Annotated in this window: 15 protein-coding genes; 10 read left to right on the plus strand and 5 right to left on the minus strand. The window is 64.5% G+C overall.

Annotated features, from left to right (window positions below; genetic code table 11):
• The first annotated feature begins 189 nt into the window (after window positions 1-189).
• The 6 genes from F8237_RS25455 (at window position 190) to F8237_RS25475 (ending at window position 5,429) form a co-directional block, all read left to right on the plus strand.
• Window positions 190-966 carry a hypothetical protein gene (locus tag F8237_RS25455; RefSeq protein ID WP_151648975.1) on the plus strand — a complete coding sequence of 259 codons (777 nt, stop codon included), beginning with the start codon at window positions 190-192 and terminating at the stop codon, window positions 964-966.
• A gap of 120 nt (window positions 967-1,086) precedes the next feature.
• On the plus strand, window positions 1,087-1,254 hold the full coding sequence (locus tag F8237_RS36455) for a hypothetical protein (protein WP_167527487.1): 168 nt from the start codon (window positions 1,087-1,089) through the stop codon (window positions 1,252-1,254).
• Window positions 1,255-1,321: 67 nt separating this feature from the next.
• Complete coding sequence (locus tag F8237_RS25460; protein ID WP_162006210.1) at window positions 1,322-1,729, plus strand: hypothetical protein; 408 nt, start codon at window positions 1,322-1,324, stop codon at window positions 1,727-1,729.
• Between the two features lie 157 nt (window positions 1,730-1,886).
• Complete coding sequence (locus F8237_RS25465) at window positions 1,887-3,350, plus strand: GH1 family beta-glucosidase (protein ID WP_162006211.1); 1,464 nt, start codon at window positions 1,887-1,889, stop codon at window positions 3,348-3,350.
• Between the two features lie 263 nt (window positions 3,351-3,613).
• A complete protein-coding gene (locus F8237_RS25470; RefSeq protein WP_151648981.1) occupies window positions 3,614-4,846 on the plus strand; it encodes an acetyl-CoA C-acetyltransferase in 1,233 nt (410 codons plus the stop codon).
• A gap of 280 nt (window positions 4,847-5,126) precedes the next feature.
• A complete protein-coding gene (locus tag F8237_RS25475; protein WP_015684663.1) occupies window positions 5,127-5,429 on the plus strand; it encodes an HU family DNA-binding protein in 303 nt (100 codons plus the stop codon).
• 71 nt (window positions 5,430-5,500) lie between these two features.
• On the opposite strand, the gene F8237_RS36460 is transcribed toward F8237_RS25475, so the two are convergent.
• From F8237_RS36460 to F8237_RS25490, 4 genes are all read right to left on the minus strand, one after another.
• On the minus strand, window positions 5,501-5,656 hold the full coding sequence (locus F8237_RS36460) for a hypothetical protein (RefSeq protein WP_167527488.1): 156 nt from the start codon (window positions 5,654-5,656) through the stop codon (window positions 5,501-5,503).
• Window positions 5,657-5,661: 5 nt separating this feature from the next.
• Complete coding sequence (gene lon, locus F8237_RS25480; protein ID WP_151648983.1) at window positions 5,662-8,064, minus strand: endopeptidase La; 2,403 nt, start codon at window positions 8,062-8,064, stop codon at window positions 5,662-5,664.
• 8 nt (window positions 8,065-8,072) lie between these two features.
• Window positions 8,073-8,456: an Hsp20/alpha crystallin family protein gene (locus tag F8237_RS25485; protein ID WP_151648985.1), complete on the minus strand. Its 384-nt coding sequence runs from the start codon at window positions 8,454-8,456 to the stop codon at window positions 8,073-8,075.
• Between the two features lie 188 nt (window positions 8,457-8,644).
• The gene (locus tag F8237_RS25490) at window positions 8,645-9,214 is read right to left on the minus strand and encodes a YciE/YciF ferroxidase family protein (RefSeq protein ID WP_151648987.1); all 570 of its coding nucleotides are present in this window, start codon (window positions 9,212-9,214) and stop codon (window positions 8,645-8,647) included.
• 142 nt (window positions 9,215-9,356) lie between these two features.
• Here F8237_RS25490 and F8237_RS25495 point away from each other — a divergent pair, with 142 nt between their 5' ends.
• The 3 genes from F8237_RS25495 to F8237_RS25505 all read left to right on the plus strand — a co-directional run bounded on the left by F8237_RS25495 (window position 9,357) and on the right by F8237_RS25505 (window position 12,607).
• Window positions 9,357-9,983, plus strand: coding sequence for a MarC family protein (locus F8237_RS25495; RefSeq protein ID WP_151648989.1), 627 nt, complete (start codon window positions 9,357-9,359; stop codon window positions 9,981-9,983).
• Between the two features lie 170 nt (window positions 9,984-10,153).
• Entirely contained in the window at window positions 10,154-10,807 is a 654-nt protein-coding gene (locus tag F8237_RS25500; protein ID WP_201280151.1) for a class II aldolase/adducin family protein, read from the plus strand.
• A gap of 12 nt (window positions 10,808-10,819) precedes the next feature.
• Complete coding sequence (locus tag F8237_RS25505) at window positions 10,820-12,607, plus strand: chloride channel protein (protein WP_151648991.1); 1,788 nt, start codon at window positions 10,820-10,822, stop codon at window positions 12,605-12,607.
• A gap of 25 nt (window positions 12,608-12,632) precedes the next feature.
• Here F8237_RS25505 and F8237_RS25510 read toward each other — a convergent pair whose 3' ends face one another.
• Window positions 12,633-12,890 carry a DUF2798 domain-containing protein gene (locus tag F8237_RS25510; RefSeq protein WP_151648993.1) on the minus strand — a complete coding sequence of 86 codons (258 nt, stop codon included), beginning with the start codon at window positions 12,888-12,890 and terminating at the stop codon, window positions 12,633-12,635.
• Window positions 12,891-13,178: 288 nt separating this feature from the next.
• Between F8237_RS25510 and F8237_RS25515 the strand changes: the two genes are divergently transcribed.
• The gene (locus tag F8237_RS25515) at window positions 13,179-13,607 is read left to right on the plus strand and encodes a hypothetical protein (protein ID WP_151648995.1); all 429 of its coding nucleotides are present in this window, start codon (window positions 13,179-13,181) and stop codon (window positions 13,605-13,607) included.
• Window positions 13,608-14,500 lie beyond the last annotated feature (893 nt).

Below are 14,500 nucleotides of genomic sequence, written 5' to 3' on the forward strand. Positions count from 1 at the left end.
AGACGTCCGCTTTGGCTTAGGGCCGACATCTCCGGTGCATCCGGCTGAGATCAGCTTGTGCGCCATCTGCGGGAGTCGTAATAGCTTAATCCAAAATTGAGCACGCCATCCGCTCTTAGTTGACGAAGACTGCCACTACAACCTAATTCCGGCCTTGAGATCAGCGGCCCCTTAGGTTCGAGTGGTTCGATGCTCCCACGAGCGAAGGAAGCGCTTTCGACCTTCTTGAAGGTGTTTTGGGGCTCCCTGTTCGTCGTAACGGTCAGCTTGGCGCTTGGGTGGCTTATTTTTGATGGCAGCACGACCCGGCCCCGCGTCATTCGTTCACGGCTCACAATAGTAGTCGAAACTCCTGAAGGTGAGCGATCAGGTTCTAGCGTCACGCAGGAGACGATAAGCTTCCCTGGCGGTCTGACTCGGGCTCAAGGGTGGGGGCTCACAGAACAATTGGTCGGCGAGGCTGTCGTCGTTGACCTTGGACAACGCGGCATTTTATTTTCGACCTTTGAAAGACGATCAATCCTCACTCGCGGGGGAGGAGACGCTTACAGCGCCGGCTTGACGCCGTTCTCACAGGAGAAGTTTCGCAGCGCACACGCTGCAAAAATCAATGATCAATATTCTGCTTATCTCGATGACCTCAATCGGTCCAAACCAAAGTCCGAGTTACAGCTCAAAGATGTTCCCGCATTGGTTCGATTTGGTGATTTGAACGATCCGACGAGTGTTGAGCTGGTTGACCCGCTCGACCTTGGCACAAGCTTCGGGCCCGGTGTGACGTTCAAAGGCGCTACTGTTGAGATCACCGACGATCCGATCACGCATGGCATCGAATCTCGGTTGCCTTGGCTGAGGTCGAGCAAAGTTGCGGAGTACCTTTTCCCCAATCCGACCCATCAACCGCCACCAGACGCGCGAGTGGTTAGGCATCTCAGTTATGACGATTTAAGGAGATTGCCCCGATGACCGCCGACTTCGCTTGACGCCCGATCTTCCTTAACCGATCGGAAACCATCGCAAATGATCCTAAAATTGTAACGAAACTGCTGGGCTGTCTCCGCGTCAATTCGCCGGAGGATCCGTCCGATGACAGAGCACCAGGTGAAAGAGCAGGAATTCCAGATCGCACGTTATCGGCGTCTGGAGCGCGAGGTCACCGATCCACTGGCGGTGGGCCTGCTTCACATCATCATCCAAGATCTCGAGGCCGGGCTGCGAAGGGGCCGACCGGATCGGCGTGGTCGCCCCGATTAACGCTTTCTTAGCGCTGATCATGCGGATGATCCGCGCGGGAATGCGGAAGACGGGGGAGGCTGCTCCCATGCTGAAGGACGGCACCTACGCGGCGTGGTACAAGATGCCGCTCGACCAGGGCACCGGGATCGTCCATCTCGCGGACGGCCAGATCTGGGGCCGCGACAGCCTGATGACGTATCACGGCTTCTGCAAGGTCGACGGCGATCGCTTCACCGCAACCGTGTCGACGAAGCGTCACACCGATGGGCGTGCGACGGTCTTCGGCGTCAATGACGAACTCACGCTGGACATCGAGGGGACGTGCCCCGGCAAGATCGCGACGTACACGGCGACGACGGGGCAGGCGCCGGGAATAGTTCTCCACGGAACGCTGATTCTGGCCGAGCGGCCATCGCCGGTACCTGAACGACCCGCGCCGGCCCCGGCGTTCAATCCCGACAAGCTGCCAAAGCTGCCGAAGCGCTCGCGCTGATCGCGGGAGCGGGCAGGCGGCCTGTCGGTGCGCCTGCATCCAGATGTCGCGCCCGGGCTGCCGCAATTCTGCATCCGCATCCCGCGCTCTCCCGCTTCTCAAACCGCCCGCGACCCGCCATTGTGCCGCCGCAACCATCCTCTCTGGAGCAGCATCAATGTCGGCCAAGGTCTCGCGTCGCCAACTCGCGAAAATCGCGGGATTGTCCGCAGCCGGAATCGCAAGTCCTCTGGAGGGGGCTGACGCCAGGCCGGGCGCGGCGCCGCGTGGTGGCGGCGGCTTTCCGGCGGGATTTCTCTGGGGCACCGCGACCTCGTCCTATCAGGTCGAGGGTGCGGTCGACGAGGACGGGCGAGGGGCCTCGATCTGGGACAAGTTCGTCCGTATCCCCGGCAAGATCGAGGATGGCTCGACCGGCGACCGCGCCAACGATCACTATCATCGCTACAAGGAAGATATCGCGCTCATCAAGGATCTCGGTTGCAAGGCTTATCGGTTTTCGGTGGCCTGGCCGCGGGTATTTCCGGACGGCGACGGCAAGCCGAACCCCAAAGGGATCGACTTCTACAGCCGCCTCGTCGACGAGCTCTTGAAGAACGGCATCGAGCCGTGGATGACGCTGTATCACTGGGACCTGCCGCAATCGCTGCAGGACCGCTTCGGCGGCTGGCGCTCGACCGAAACCTGCAAGATCTTCGGAGACTATGCGGGCTATGTCGCCAAACGTCTGACCGATCGCGTCAAGAACGTGTTCACGCTGAACGAGAGCGGCCGCTTCGTGCCGTTCGGCTACGGCCTCGGCATCGATGCGCCGGGCGTGACCTTGCCGCAAGCGGAGGTCAACCAGATCAGGCACAACAGCGCGCTCGCGCACGGGCTCGCGGTGCAGGCGGTGCGGGCGCACGGCCGCCGCGGCACCAGGGTGGGACCGGCCGAGAACATCGACGTCTGCGTTCCCGCGATCGACGCGCCCGAGCATGTCCGCGCCGCCGAGATCGCGCTGCGCGAGATGAATGCCGGCTATCTCAACGTCATCATGACGGGCAAATATACCGACGCCTTCCTGAAATATGCGGGCGCCGATGCGCCGAAATACACCGACGCCGAGCTGAAGATCATCGGATCTCCGGTCGACTTCCTCGGCCTCAACATCTACGCGCCGCAGAATTACGTGGTGCCCTCCGACCAGGGCGCCGGCTTCATGCCGCTGCCGATCCCGAAATCGTTCCCGCATATGAGCTCGGACTGGCTCCGCATCGCGCCGGAGACGATCTACTGGGTGCCGAAGCTCGCCGCGAAGATCTGGAAGACCGATGCGATCTATATCACCGAGAACGGCACCTCCGGCGACGACGTCGTGACCCAAGACGGCAAGATCTATGACACCGACCGCATCATGTATCTGCGCAACTATCTCGCCCAGCTCGAGCGCGCCACTGCCGAAGGCGTGCCGGTGCGCGGCTATTTCCTCTGGAGCCTGATGGACAATTTCGAATGGGTGTTCGGGCTCAGCAAGCGGTTCGGGCTCTATCACGTCAATTTCGACACCCAGGTGCGCACGCCGAAACTCAGCGCCAGCTTCTATCGCAACGTCATCGCGAAGAACGCGGCGGGGGCATAGCGGCGTTCTCGGTGTCTTCGCCTCTCCCCGCGTGCGGGGAGAGGCCGGAATTTGCGATAGCAAATTTCGGGTGAGGGGGACTCTCCGCGAGTCCATCTCTCACTGTCCTTGAGGAGGCTCCCCCTCACCCGGATTTTCCGCTGCGCGTAAAATCCGACCTCTCCCCGCACGCGGGAGAGGCGAAGAGAAGGCCCCCCGCATTGACTCCACTCTCCCCCTGATTCAAAACCGCTCCCAACACTCATAACAAGAGGACAACGCCAATGACCGATGCACTCATCATCGATGCCTGCCGCACGCCGCGGGGTGTCGGCAAGGCCGGCAAGGGAGCACTCTCGGGCATTCATCCGCAGCAGCTCGGCGCGACCGTGCTGCGTGCGCTGGCCGATCGTACCGGCATCGACACCGCCGACGTCGACGACATCGTCTGGGGCTGCAGCGCGCAGGTCGCAACGCAGAGCGGCGACCTCGGCCGCATGTCGGCGCTGGATGCCGGCTACGACGTCCGCGCGAGCGCCGTGACGCTCGACCGCTTCTGCGGCTCCGGCATCACCAGCGTCAACATGGCCGCATCCTCGATCATGGCGGGCGCCGAAGACCTCGTCATCGCCGGCGGCTGCGAGATGATGTCGATGGAAGGGCGGCGCGGCGGCGGTCCGATGATGATGGACGGCGGCAATCTGCGCCTGCGCGCGCGGCATCCGCAGTCGCATCAGGGCATCTGCGCCGATGCGATCGCGACGCTGGAGGGCATCACGCGAAGGGACGTCGACGCGCTCGGTCTCGAAAGCCAGAAGCGCGCCGCGCAAGCGATCGCCGGCGGCCATTTCAAGAAGAGTCTTGTTCCCGTGTATCGCGAGGACGGCAGCCTCGCGCTCGACCATGAAGAATATCCGCGGCCGCAGACCACGATGGAGGGCCTCAGCGCGCTCAAGCCCGCATTTCCCGCGATCGCCGATCACGCGCTCGACGACAAGGGCACGACCTATCGCGGCCTGATCCTGCAGAAATATCCTGACCTCGACATCGACTTCATGCACCATGCCGGCAATTCGTCCGGCGTCGTCGACGGTGCCGCCGCGATCCTGCTCGCTTCGCCGGCTTACGCCAGGGCGCATGGCCTCAAGGCCCGCGCCCGCGTGGTGGCGATGGCGAACATGGGGGACTCGCCGACCCTGATGCTGAACGCGCCGGTGCCGGCGACGCGCAAGGTGCTGGCAAAGGCGGGCCTCACCGTCGACGACATCGACCTGTTCGAGATCAACGAGGCGTTTGCCGTGGTTGCGGAGAAATATATCCGCGATCTCAAGCTCGATCGCGCCAAGGTCAACGTCAACGGCGGCTCGATCGCGCTCGGCCATCCTATCGGCGCGACCGGCTCGATCCTGATCGGCACCGTGCTCGACGAGCTCGAGCGTCGTGACCTCAAGCGCGGTCTCGTCACCATGTGCGCCGCGGGAGGCATGGCGCCGGCCATCATCATCGAGCGTATCTAGCCTTATTTTTCAGGGTGAATCGCGACCGGCCTCCGCAAAGAGGCCGGTCGTCGCTTGTCGAAAGCAGCGAATCAGCTTTAGCAAGGCTGCGTGCGGGCCTTTGAAACAAGGTAAAATCCGCTGCCCGAGGCTTCTCCCGCTCAAGAAGTAGCTAAAAAGCAGGGTTTTTTGCCACAGGGGGCCAAAAAAGCCCGTAAAACCGCGACAAAACTGTGCAGAAGGCTATAGGCCTTCGCCGGTTGGTCTAATATGCAACCGGCAACGAATCAGAGGAGACACGATGCCAGCCCAACTTTCCAAATCGCAGTTGATCGAAAAGATTGCGACCGCCACCGAGCTTTCCAAGCGCGACGTCAAGAACGTCATGGAGACGCTGACCGAGGTCGGTCACAAGGAGCTCAAGAAGAACGGCCTGTTCCTGGTGCCGGGCTTCGCCAAGTTCGTCGTCGTCAAGAAGCCTGCGACCAAGGCACGCAAGGGCACCAACCCGTTCACGGGTGAAGAGATGATGTTCAAGGCCAAGCCGGCCCGGAAGATCGTCCGCGCCCGCCCGGTCAAGGCCGCCAAGGACGCTGTGGCCTGATAACGCAAAGGCCCCTCGCAGGAGGGGGCCTTTGATACGTTCGACAACCGCAAGGGCTGAAGCGGAGGGGTTCAGCCCTTGCGGCGCCTGACCCGGACCGGGACCGGCTGCAGCCGGGGCTCGGGTCCCGCGAGCGCATCGCGCACGCCGTCGATGGCACGATCGAGAAGCTGGCGCAGCCGCTGCGCCTTGCGCGATCTCTTCGCTCTTTCCAGCAGTTTCTTCATCACATTCACTCCGCCGCTTCGACCTTCGCACCAACTTGGGCCTCGACCGGCTCGAGCGCTGCGGCGATGGCTTCGTCGACGCGCTCCAGCCAGATGAATTCGAGGTTGTCCCGCGCGCTCTGCGGGATGTCGTCATAGTCCCGCTTGTTGCGCGCCGGCAGCATCACCCGCTTCAAGCCGGCCGCGGCCGCAGCCACCACCTTCTCCTTGATGCCGCCGACCGGCAGCACCAGGCCGCGCAGCGAGATCTCGCCGGTCATCGCGGTGTCGCTGCGCACCGTGCGATTGGTGAGCAGTGACGTCAGCGCCGTGAACATCGCAACGCCCGCGCTCGGTCCGTCCTTCGGGGTTGCGCCCGCCGGGACGTGGACGTGGATGTCGCTCTTCTCGAACACCTGGGGATCGATGCCGAGCTGCGGCGCCTTGCTCTTCACCAGCGTCAGCGCGGCCTGCACGCTCTCGCGCATGACCTCGCCGAGCTGCCCGGTCAGGATCATGCCGCCGCGGCCGGGCACGCGCGAGGCCTCGATGAACAGGATGTCGCCGCCGACCGGCGTCCAGGCAAGGCCGGTGGCCACGCCCGGAATGCTGGTGCGCTGCGCGATCTCGCCTTCGAAGCGCGGCTGGCCGAGCACGGTGGCGATATCCTTCGGGCTCACCACGACCTTCGCAGCCGAGCCTTCGGCGACCTGCACCGCGGCATGCCGGAACACCTTGCCGATCTCGCGCTCGAGGTTACGCACGCCGGCCTCGCGGGTGTAACCCTTGACGACCAGCTTCAGCGCCTCCGGCGTGATCTCGGCCTGCTCGGCCGTCAGGCCGTTGGCCTCCAGCTGCCGCCGCACCAGATAGCGCTTCGCGATCTCCAGCTTCTCCTCCTGGGTGTAGCCGGCGAGGCTGATAAGCTCCATGCGATCCAGCAGCGGACCCGGAATCTGGTCCAGCATGTTGGCCGTGGCGATGAACACGACGCGCGACAGGTCGAAGGGCACGCCCAGGTAATTGTCCCGGAACGTCCCGTTCTGCTCGGGGTCGAGCACCTCCAGCATGGCGGCGGAGGGATCGCCCTGCACGCCGCGGCCCATCTTGTCGATCTCGTCCAGCATCATGACGCAGTTGCGTGCGCCGGCCTTCTTGATGCCCTGGATGACGTTGCCGGGCAGCGCGCCGATATAGGTGCGCCGATGACCGCGGATCTCGGCCTCGTCGTGCAGGCCACCGAGGCTGACGCGCACGAAGGGGCGATCCATCGCGCGGGCGATGGATTGGCCGAGCGAGGTCTTGCCGACGCCGGGCGGGCCGACGAAGCACAGGATCGGTGCCTTGCCCTGCGGGGCGAGCTTGCGCACCGCCAGATATTCGATGATGCGGCTCTTGATCTTCTCCAGGCCGAAATGATCGGCATCGAGGATGCGGCGCGCCTCCTTGATGTCGATCGGCTTCTCCGCGGGCAGCGCCCAGGGCAGCTCGATCAGCCAGTCGAGATAGGTGCGGACCATGCCGGCTTCGCCGGCAGCCTCCGGCATGCGCTCGTAACGGCGCAGCTCCTTCCTGGCGTGCGCGTCCGCCTCGGGCGGCATGTTGGCCTTGGTGATGGCAGCCGTCAGCTCGGCGACCTCGGCCGCCTTGCCGTCGCCTTCGCCCAGCTGGCGCTGGATGGTCGCCATCTGCTCGCGCAGGATCGCCTCGCGCTGCCGTTCGTCGAAGCTGGCGCGGGTCTTCTGGCCGATCTCGTTGCTGATGCGCAGCACCTCCAGCCGTTCGGCCAGATGCTTCGACACCTTCTCGACGCGCAGGGTGAGGTCGATGGTTTCCAGCACCTCCTGCTTGTCCTGCGGTTTGATGTCCATGAACGATGTCGCCAGATCCGCCAGCGCGCCGGGCGCGGTGGTGCTCTGGAACATCGCGACCAGCTCGGGCGGGGCCTGCGGCAGCAGCTCGATCGCCTCGATCGCCAGACGCTGCAGGTTCAGCGCGCGCGCCTCGATCTCGGGCGAGCTCGTGGTCGGCTCCGGGATCTGCTGGAAGCGTGCCGCCAGGAACGGCGTCCCCGGCAGGAAGTCGAGGATGCGTGCGCGCTGCACGCCCTGGCAGACGATGTGATGGGTGCCGTCGGGCGCGGTGATGTAGCGCACGATGTTGGCGATGGTCGCGACCCGGTAGAGATCGTCCGCGCCGGGCTCTTCGGTTTCCGGGCTGCGCTGCAGCACGATGCCGACAGGCCGCTGCTCGCGCAGCGCCTGCTGGGCGGCGGCGACCGACTTCGGCCGCGCGATCGCGATCGGCGCGATGGCGCCGGGGAACAGCACCATCTCACGGACGGGGATGATGATCAGTGCGTCGTCGGGGATCTTCACGTCGGACTCGGTGGAATTGGTCTGTGAATTATTCATCTGTTCGGTGGCCATGATCGACCTCAGGATTTGGCGAGGCGCAGTGCGACGCAGCCGTCCATCACGAAGCGGCTGATGGCGTAGCGGCCGAGAGGCAATGCAATGCGGCGCTCGAAACGCCCCTGCGGCAGCTCGAGCCGGAGGATGCGGGCGTTGCGAAGCTCCGGCGGAAGCGTCCGCTGGCCGGAGACGACGAGCACGCCGTCATGGATGACCGTCTCGACATTGTCCGGATTGACGCCGGGAAGCGCCACCAGGATCAAGAGTTCATGCTCGGTCTCGAGCACGTCGATCGGCGGCTCCCAGCAGGCGTCCTGGCGGCCGAACTGCTGGCGCAGCCGGTCGGCGCGGGTCAGCTGGTCCAGGGCTTCGGACAGCATCCAGTTGAGAGGATTTTTGGGTTGCATGGCAAGACTCGGTGGAAGGCGCTGCGGTTGGAAAACAAGGATATGGGGACGGTTCCCCGGAATTCCAGCATCGCGCGTTTGGAGCATGCCTGCCTCTCGAACCGGTAGAGGCCCCTTGCAATCAGACGCATCGACGCCGCGGAGATGTTCCGCGGCGTCGAAGGCAACAGTTGGGCGCTGTGGCCGTATCAGGCGGCGGCGCGGTATTCCTCTTCCGCTTCGAGGTTGATGACGGAGGTGGCAAGCTCGGTCAGCGACAGATCGGTCGCCTCTTCCTCGTCCAGCGTCGCCTGGAGCAGCCTGGCTGCCTCCGGCATGCCGAGCTCCTCGGCCCAGGTGCGCAGCGTGCCGTAGCGGGAGATCTCGTAGTGTTCGACGGCTTGCGCGGCCGCGAGCAGGCCGGCGTCGAGGGCAGGGGCGTTCTTGAAATCCTTCATGATCTCGGCGCCCTCGTCGGTGATGCCGTTGATGGCTTCGCAGGGCTTGCCGCGCGCGGGCTTGCCCAGCAGCTTGAAGATCTGGTCGAGACGTTTGACCTGGCCCTGGGTCTCGCGCAGATGCTTGTTGAAGGCCGCCGCGAGGTCCTTCGAATGGGCGGCCTTGGCCATCTTGGGCAGCGTCTTGATGATCTTGTTCTCGGCGTAATAGATGTCCTTGAGCGTCTCCAGGAACAGGTCGCTCAGCATCTTCGGCGCCTGACGCGGACGGCGCGCCGCGGTCTTTTTCGCGTTCGCACGTTTCTTTGCTCGCTTAGCCATAAATCCTCCTCTTGAGGAGAACGGGAATGCGTTCCCATCCTCAATCCACGCGCGATCAAGACTCTGCGAGGGCAATTGTTCCTCGCGAAGGCCGCCGCGAGCCGTTATGGATGGCGCCACATTTCGCCTGAGACCCATCCGCATGCTCGATTTCGCCCTGTCCGCTTTCGTGACGCTGCTGCTGGTGATCGATCCCGTCGGTCTCGCGCCGGCCTTCCTGGCCGCGACCGGGGGCATGCCCGACGCGGTCAAGCGCACCATTGCATGGCGTGCGCCGCTGATCGGGGCGTCGATCCTGGTGGTGATCGCGCTGGCCGGAAACTGGCTGCTCCGCCAGCTCGGGATCGGCATTCCCGCCTTCCAGATCGCCGGCGGGCTACTGCTGTTCGGCGTGTCCTACCAGATGATCTTCGGCGACCGTCCGCATCGAGAGGCGCGCGAGGCCGACAAGGCCACCGCGGAGCATGCCTCCGACGTCGCGGTATTCCCCCTGGCCATCCCCATGATGGCGGGCCCCGGCGCGATCGCGACCACGCTGCTGCTGACGGGCGATGCCGGCTACGGGACGAGGCTCGCGATCATCATCGCGGTCGTCGTCTCCGTCTGCCTGCTCTGCATGCTTTGCTTCGTCTCGGCTCACCTGATCGCGCGCAGCCTCGGGCGGACCGGCAATGCCGTGCTCTCGCGCGTGCTCGGCATGCTGCTCGCGGCCTATTCGGTGCAGTTCGTGATCAACGGGATCGCGGCCGTTCGGGCAAGCCTGTCGTAGATCTGTGATAATCCGGTAATCTGTTGATTTGACGCTCTATTTCAGGGCTTGGCGGGGCCACCGGGAAGACGGCCGCCGATCCGGGCCGCTTTCGCTTGCGCTGCCATATTGCTTTGACGTACTCCCGGTCTAACAAACGCCCATCGCCAGTAAGTCGAGATGAAATCGGGATGTCGATGACAGCGGACGAACTCGCAAAGAGACAGGCCATCATCGACGCCTGCCGCCGCATGAACGCGCTCGGCATCAACCAGGGCACATCAGGCAATATCAGCGTCCGGCATGCGGACGGGCTGCTGGTCACGCCCACCAGCGTGCCCTATGAGGCCATGACGCCCGACCAGATCGTGTTCATGACCATGGACGGCGCGCATACGCTCGGTCAGAAGCCGTCGAGCGAATGGCGCTTCCATCGCGACATCCTGCAGTCGCGCGCCGACGTCGACGCCGTCGTTCATGCCCATCCGACCTATTGCACCATCCTGGCGATCATGGGCATGGAAATTCCGCCCGTGCACTACATGATCGCGGCCGCGGGCGGCGACAGCATCCGCTGCGCGCCCTACGCGACCTTCGGCACGGCCGAGCTGTCCGGGCACGCGGTGCGGGCGCTGCAGGGGCGGCTTGCCTGCCTGCTCGACCACCACGGCATGATCGCGATCGGCAGGACGCTCGACAAGGCGATGTGGCTCGCCGTCGAGGTCGAGACGCTGGCGCGGCAATATCATGGCTGTCTCCAGATCGGGACGCCGCCGCTGCTTCCCAGTGACGAGATCGAACGGGTCCGCCAGCGCATGGCCGGCTACGGCCTGTCGGAAGGGTAGGACGGGCAGACGGTGTTGGTGCGCCTCAGGCATATCGTCGACGGCAAGGGATCGAACCGCGTCATGGTTCGGCTGCGCGCGCTTCTGCGCAGCAACGAGTTCTACCTGATCCCGCTGGCGCTCGTGATCGGCACGCTGGCCGGCGCCATCGTGACGCTGATGGCCGAGATCGCGCAGATCGCCCACATGGTGATCTACGGCATTCCCGTCGACGTGCGCCTGTCGGCCAATGCCCGTGTGAGTCCCTGGGCGGCGCTGATTGCGCCCGCGCTCGGCGGTCTCTCGCTTGGCGTCATGGAATGGTGGCGGCGGCGGCTGAAGATATCGAACGCGGTCGACCCGATCGAAGCCAACGCGTTGCGCGGCGGCAATCTGTCGATGCGCGACAGCGTGGTGGTGTCGAGCCAGACGCTGATCTCCAACGGTTGCGGTGCCTCGGTCGGCCTCGAGGCCGGCTATACCCAGATCGGTTCGGGCATCGCCTCGCTGTTCGGCAAGTTCTTCAATCTGCGCCGCAACGATCTGCGCCTGATCGTCGGCTGCGGCGCAGCCGCCGCGATCGCCGCAGCCTTCGGTGCGCCGATCACCGGCGCCTTCTACGCCTGCGAGCTGATCGTCGGCGTCTATTCGGTCGGCAGCGCCGCGCCGATCCTGGCCGCCTCGCTCGCGGGCGCGCTGACCGCGCAATGGCTTGGCGGCGCGCCATATTCCCTTGAGATACCCAAGGTCAGCGCTGTCGGCGTCGAGCAATATCTGGCGCTGATCGGGCTCGCGCTCGTCACCAGCGGCGTCGGCATCGCCGTGATGCGGTCGTCCTCGATGTTCGAACGGCTGTTCGCCTGGCTGCCGGTCTGGCTGCGCCCGGCGATCGGCGGCCTCGTCGTCGGCGGCTTTGCCATTGTCACGCCGCAGGTGCTGGCGGCCGGCCATGGCGCCATGGTGCTCGATCTGTTTCACGACATGACGATCGGCCTCATTGCGCTGATCATCGCCCTGAAGGTGACGGCCTGCCTGATCTCGCTCGCCTCGGGATTTCGCGGCGGTCTGTTCTTCGCCTCGCTGTTCGTCGGCAGCCTGATCGGAAAGTTCTTTGCCGCGGTGCTGTTGCTGATCAGCCCGAACTTCGTCATCGATCCGCTGGTCGCGATGCTGACGGGCATGGCGACGCTCGGCGTCGCCATCGTCGGCGGCCCGCTGACCATGTCGTTCCTCGTGCTCGAGATGACCCGCAATGTCGATGTCACCGCCGTGGTGCTGGCGGGCTGCATCGTCACCTCGATCTGCGTCCGCTTTATGTTCGGCCATTCCTTCTCGACCTGGCGCCTGCATCTGCGCGGCGAGACCATCCGCAGCGCCAACGACGTCGGCTGGCTGCGCAACCTCACCGTCGAGCGGCTGATGCGCTCCGACGTCGGCAAGGTGCCGTCGACCACGACGATCGCCGCGGTCCGCCGCGAATTCGCGCTGGGCTCGCGGCCCGGAATCGTGATCGTCAACAATGCCGACGAATATGTCGGTCTCGTCCTGCTGCCCGACCTGTTCTCCGGCGATCTCGACAGCATCGCCGACGATATCCAGGTGATCGAGCTCGCCCGCCTGACCGAGATCGTGCTGATCCCGGAGATGAACGTGAAGTCGGCGATGGCGGTGTTCGACGAGGCGGAAGCCGAGATGCTGGCGGTGGTCGATTCCACCGACAGCCGCAAGGTCGTCGGCTTCCTCACCGAGACCTTCGCCCGCCGCCGCTACGTCGAGGAGATCGACAAGGCCACGCGCGGCGTGCTGGGGGCGCTGTCCTGAAGCGCGCGCCGCCGTCCCTGCGCAGCTATCGCCCTGGCTGAGACGGGGAGGCGACGACGCAGGCGACGATCCGACGGACCAGTGGTAGCACCATCAGCAGGGTTGGAAAAGCGACGAGCCATGACAGCGTCCAAGCGCCCGGCCAAGTGGCCAGGAACGCCGGCGTTGCGCCGAGGCTCCGAAGCGTGGAAATGACCGACACCACGGCCGTCATGAGGATGGACAGCACAAATGGCATCACGATCGGCGCGTAGCGCGCCGGCAGTTTGCGAACCGCAATCATCTGATTTCGCTTAAGAAAAAGTACGCGTCAGTCACGGTGAACCTTGAAAGTGCATCGATCCCGACGACGTCGGTTGATGCGTTGGTTCACGTAAACGCTTACGACAACCGAAAAACGGCGCGGCTGTTCATTATCCGCTCAGGTTGTGTGGCGCAAGCTCGATCTGGAAGTTCGGTTTACTATCGTTCAAACGTGGCAGATTGCCGCGATCATGGAACCATTTCGGTGGTTTGCTCGTTTCATATCGTTTGAATTTGTCGCTTTGGGCGAGAACAGAGGAAGGTCAAGATGAGTGCTAGACCGATGATTTCCGCGTCCGGCCGCAAGACCGTGATGGCCGCGTTCGCAAGCCTCGCCCTGTTCACGGCCTCCGCCGCGCCGTCCGCGGCAGCGTCGTCCGGCACGCCAGCGAAGGCGGCCGTCGCCGGTCAGGCCGCGTCCGACGCCACCGACTTCAGCGCCGCCAAACGTCGCCGCTATTATCGCCGCGGTCCGAACGGTGCGGCCCTTGCCATCATGGGCGCGGCGACGGGCCTCGCGATCGGAGCGATCGCCGAAAGCCGCCGCCGCGAGTATTACGAGAACCAGTACTATTATGATCGCGGCCCCGGGTACTATGGTGGTCCCGCCTACGCACCGGCCCCCTACTACCGGCAGCCTTACTACGGCGGCGGAGGCTATCGTGACCCGCGCGTCTACGGCGATCCGCGCTATTGACGCGCAGGAACGCCCCGTAGCCCGGATTGCGCCTGCATCCGGGCTACGAGCCCTTGCGACCCGACGGGCAAAACACCTGCCAAGGCAGTCAACCCCTTCCGCCGAAAATATTCCACTTTACCGAAATTCGGAAATGGCGTATGTAGCGCCCATCCCGGCTCATCCTTGAGGGGCGATCGTACGTCGTCACGATATGCGAGCCGGGCCTGCGGTGGACGCGGCAGCGTCGTGCGCGAGAGGTCCGGGCAGGGCGGGTAGTCCCTGTGAGCCCGCGGCCACGTGCGGACGAGCGGCGCCGAAGCGTACGGCAAAACCGTGTGGTCCTGGCCGTCGTTGCTACGGTCAAGCCATCTGCGGAGATGCGCGCGAGCCCAACCGGGCGGACGGCATCGTCAATTCGCGGGGGCGAGGGAGGCCAGAAGGAAGTTCGGCTCCCGGGAGAGCACGGCATAAGCCGTCCGACCATCGCGCAGGGAAGGCCGAGTGATCGGCGACACCTGTATGCTGCTGTGCGGTTTTCCTGCGTGTGCTTTTCGCGCAGCGGACCGCGGGTGCCTGTCGGCACCCGGTCTTCCCTGCGCCCTCTTGGACAAGAGGGTGGAGCGACCAAGCAAAACTCGGGCGAAATGCGCCGCGAGGCTGCGAAGGTGTGTCTGCAATTCAAAGTGCGAACCAAAAGAGCGACGCCACTGCGTCATACTCCGTCATTGCGAGCGCAGCGAAGCAATCCAGAGTCTTTCCGCGGAGGGATTCTGGATTGCTTCGCTACGCTCGCAATGACGATGTTGAGCGAGTGTGCGCCACTCCATCACCGTCACCCCCGCGCAACCGCGAAGCGGTTGTCGCTGGGGGCGGCCGCTTCTTCAGCGGCCCTCGAAGGGCGACAGCCCAGC

The sequence above is a fragment of the Bradyrhizobium betae genome (genome assembly GCF_008932115.1).
Classification (GTDB): Bacteria; Pseudomonadota; Alphaproteobacteria; order Rhizobiales; family Xanthobacteraceae; genus Bradyrhizobium; species Bradyrhizobium betae.

Coding starts and splice junctions, on each gene's coding strand:
- F8237_RS25455 (WP_151648975.1), top strand. CDS start 190: ATGCTCCCACGAGCGAAGGAAGCGCTTTCGACCTTCTTGAAGGTGTTT.
- F8237_RS36455 (WP_167527487.1), top strand. CDS start 1,087: ATGACAGAGCACCAGGTGAAAGAGCAGGAATTCCAGATCGCACGTTAT.
- F8237_RS25460 (WP_162006210.1), top strand. CDS start 1,322: ATGCTGAAGGACGGCACCTACGCGGCGTGGTACAAGATGCCGCTCGAC.
- F8237_RS25465 (WP_162006211.1), top strand. CDS start 1,887: ATGTCGGCCAAGGTCTCGCGTCGCCAACTCGCGAAAATCGCGGGATTG.
- F8237_RS25470 (WP_151648981.1), top strand. CDS start 3,614: ATGACCGATGCACTCATCATCGATGCCTGCCGCACGCCGCGGGGTGTC.
- F8237_RS25475 (WP_015684663.1), top strand. CDS start 5,127: ATGCCAGCCCAACTTTCCAAATCGCAGTTGATCGAAAAGATTGCGACC.
- F8237_RS36460 (WP_167527488.1), bottom strand. CDS start 5,656: ATGAAGAAACTGCTGGAAAGAGCGAAGAGATCGCGCAAGGCGCAGCGG.
- lon (WP_151648983.1), bottom strand. CDS start 8,064: ATGGCCACCGAACAGATGAATAATTCACAGACCAATTCCACCGAGTCC.
- F8237_RS25485 (WP_151648985.1), bottom strand. CDS start 8,456: ATGCAACCCAAAAATCCTCTCAACTGGATGCTGTCCGAAGCCCTGGAC.
- F8237_RS25490 (WP_151648987.1), bottom strand. CDS start 9,214: ATGGCTAAGCGAGCAAAGAAACGTGCGAACGCGAAAAAGACCGCGGCG.
- F8237_RS25495 (WP_151648989.1), top strand. CDS start 9,357: ATGCTCGATTTCGCCCTGTCCGCTTTCGTGACGCTGCTGCTGGTGATC.
- F8237_RS25500 (WP_201280151.1), top strand. CDS start 10,154: ATGTCGATGACAGCGGACGAACTCGCAAAGAGACAGGCCATCATCGAC.
- F8237_RS25510 (WP_151648993.1), bottom strand. CDS start 12,890: ATGATTGCGGTTCGCAAACTGCCGGCGCGCTACGCGCCGATCGTGATG.
- F8237_RS25515 (WP_151648995.1), top strand. CDS start 13,179: ATGAGTGCTAGACCGATGATTTCCGCGTCCGGCCGCAAGACCGTGATG.